The following is a 2,120-nucleotide window of genomic DNA, read 5'->3' as shown; positions in this document are numbered from 1 at the left end:
CCGGCTCCTGCCGCACGGCCCGGGCGATCACCTCCCGGGGGGTGTAGACGTGGCCCCAGTCGTGCCGCTCCAGGTAGGGGGCGAAGAACTCCGGTTCCCTGGTGGGGTCGTAGATGCCCGAGGTGTGGTTGAGGAGCTGCCGGACGGTGATCGCCCGCCCGTCGTTCCCGTTCCCGCGGACCATGCCCGGCAGCCACGTGTCCACGCTGTCGTCGAGCGAGAGCCGTCCCTCGCCCTCCAGCTGGAGGAGCACCGTCGACACGAAGGCCTTGGTGTTGCTGGCGATCCGGAACCGCTGGTCCGGGCGCGCCCGTTCGCCGCTCGCCGTGTCCGCGACCCCGGCCGCCGTCCGCGTCTCCCGCTCGCCGTGCCTGGCGTACGCGACGACCCCGGGGAAGCCGTCCGCCACCGTCCGCGCGAGCGCTTCCCGCAGGGCCGCCGGATCCGCACCCCCGGTACCCCCCGTACCCCCCGCCCGCTCCGCGGCGGCCGCCGGGAGGACGCCCGCCGCCACCACGCACACCGCCGCCAACAGTGCGGCGGCCCGCACCCGTGCCTTCACGTATCGCTCCTGCTCAACTCGCTGATCACGTACCCCGCCCAGCCTCCCGGACCGCCGTACCGGCGGCCCATCCGGCCGCCCCCCGCTTTGCCCGGGGGCTGGCCCCACTACCGCAGCCGCTCGGCGAAGGCCCGCGCGGCGGCCAGGTCCCCGGCGTCGGGCCGCTGCCTGTTGACGCCGCCGACGAGCCCGAAGGGCCCCCAGGTGTCCAACGCCCGGCAGGTGAAGCTGCCGTCCACGCGGAAGCCCTTGCCGGCGAGGCGCCGGACCAGCGGGCGGGTGAAGGGGGCCGGCCCCAGCCCGGGCAGCCCGCTGGTGGCGAACACGAAGGCCCGCCCGCGGGCCTGCGGGAGTTCGCGGACCAGGTCGGTCAGGGTGCGGTGGAGCCTGCCGTAGTAGACGCCGGAGCCGAACCCCACGAGGTCGGCGGCGGCCAGCTCGGCGGGGTCGGCCTCGCCGGGGGCGACGACGGCCGCGCCCAGGGCACGGGCCATGGCGTCGGCGACCCGGCGGGTGTTCCCGTGTGACACGGAGGCGCAGACGATGACGGACTTCATGGGGCGGTCCCTTCTCCGGGTTCTCGCGATTCGCTCGATCCGCAGAGGGGACAGCACAGCGGGCCCGGATGTGACACCCGGGCCCGAACAGGGGCTCTTCCGCCCCGGCCGGGTGGTCGTCGGGGCGTGAAGGAGTTCCCCGCGGGCGCGGCGCTGCCTTGTCCAGGTCCTTACCAAAAGGTGCGGTGGATCGAGTTCCGCCCTCAGGGGAGTACGGAGCAACTCGTGATCGCGTACTCCTGCGTTCCTCCACCGTTGCCGCGGCTGATCGGTGCGGAGGCCCTGCTCGACTGGCTGGCCAGCCAACTCGGCCCGGCCGGCATGGCGGTGGAGCACCGGACGGAGATCGACCGGCTCCGCTACTGACGGTAGTAGGTGTCGAACGAGGCGACCCAGAGCGCCGACAGGGGCAGTACGGACAGCTGGACGACCGCGGTGGTCCAGCACCGCCCGAGGACCGCGGCGGCGGCGCTCCACCAGGCCGCCGAGCGCAACAGGCCCACCATCTGGGCCTGGTAGCCCTGCCCCGCGGGATCCATCATGCCGGGGTATCCCATCCACTCCTCGGTGAAGATGCCATCCGCGCCGAGGACCACGACGGCCGACACCAGCCACAGGTCGGCCAGCAACGCCCCCACGGCGAGAGCCCTGTCGAAGCGGAAGTAGGCGGGGGCCGGGAGCAGCAGCCGGGCGAACGGACTCCCGTCCACCCGCACCCACGGCTGCCCCCGGCCCCGCCACAGCATCGAGACGCTGTAGCCCAGCCACCCGAGGGCCATGGCCCACCCGCCCAGGAACGCCAGGCTGAACAACAAGATCGCGACACCCATGCCCCACCAGATGCCACTCCTCACCGGACCGGTTCCCTCCGTCCTCCCCACCCACCCCGGAACCGGCGGAGCCGTGGACCGGGGCCGAGCCCCGGTGCCATCCTCGGGGCATGACGGCGAGACGGCGCAGCCAGGCCGAACGGGACGCGATGACGGTGGAGATCGGCTACG

4 protein-coding genes are annotated in these 2,120 nt (G+C 73.9%); 1 reads left to right on the top strand and 3 read right to left on the bottom strand.

The genetic code is table 11. The annotated features are described in order from the left end of the window. Together SSNG_RS01095 and SSNG_RS01090 are read right to left on the bottom strand one after the other, a co-directional pair. The coding region (locus SSNG_RS01095) for a serine hydrolase domain-containing protein (protein WP_007261930.1) at positions 1-562 on the bottom strand (562 nt) is incomplete at its 3' end. A 107-nt stretch (positions 563-669) separates the two neighbouring features. Next, the gene (locus SSNG_RS01090; RefSeq protein ID WP_007261928.1) at positions 670-1,119 is read right to left on the bottom strand and encodes a flavodoxin family protein; all 450 of its coding nucleotides are present in this window, start codon (positions 1,117-1,119) and stop codon (positions 670-672) included. Positions 1,120-1,344: 225 nt separating this feature from the next. Between SSNG_RS01090 and SSNG_RS41615 the strand changes: the two genes are divergently transcribed. Continuing rightward, complete coding sequence (locus SSNG_RS41615) at positions 1,345-1,485, top strand: hypothetical protein (RefSeq protein ID WP_165364953.1); 141 nt, start codon at positions 1,345-1,347, stop codon at positions 1,483-1,485. On the opposite strand, the gene SSNG_RS01085 is transcribed toward SSNG_RS41615, so the two are convergent. Next, complete coding sequence (locus tag SSNG_RS01085; RefSeq protein WP_241694962.1) at positions 1,479-1,973, bottom strand: hypothetical protein; 495 nt, start codon at positions 1,971-1,973, stop codon at positions 1,479-1,481. The genes SSNG_RS41615 and SSNG_RS01085 overlap by 7 nt on opposite strands. Positions 1,974-2,120: the final 147 nt, after the last annotated feature.

The organism is Streptomyces sp. C (genome assembly GCF_000158895.1).
GTDB classification, from domain to species: domain Bacteria; phylum Actinomycetota; class Actinomycetes; order Streptomycetales; family Streptomycetaceae; genus Streptomyces; species Streptomyces racemochromogenes.
This window is presented reverse-complemented; position numbering and strand designations above follow the sequence as displayed.

What these genes read in the sequence shown, in the direction of transcription:
- SSNG_RS01090 (WP_007261928.1), bottom strand. Translation starts at nt 1,119, where the DNA reads ATGAAGTCCGTCATCGTCTGCGCCTCCGTGTCACACGGGAACACCCGC.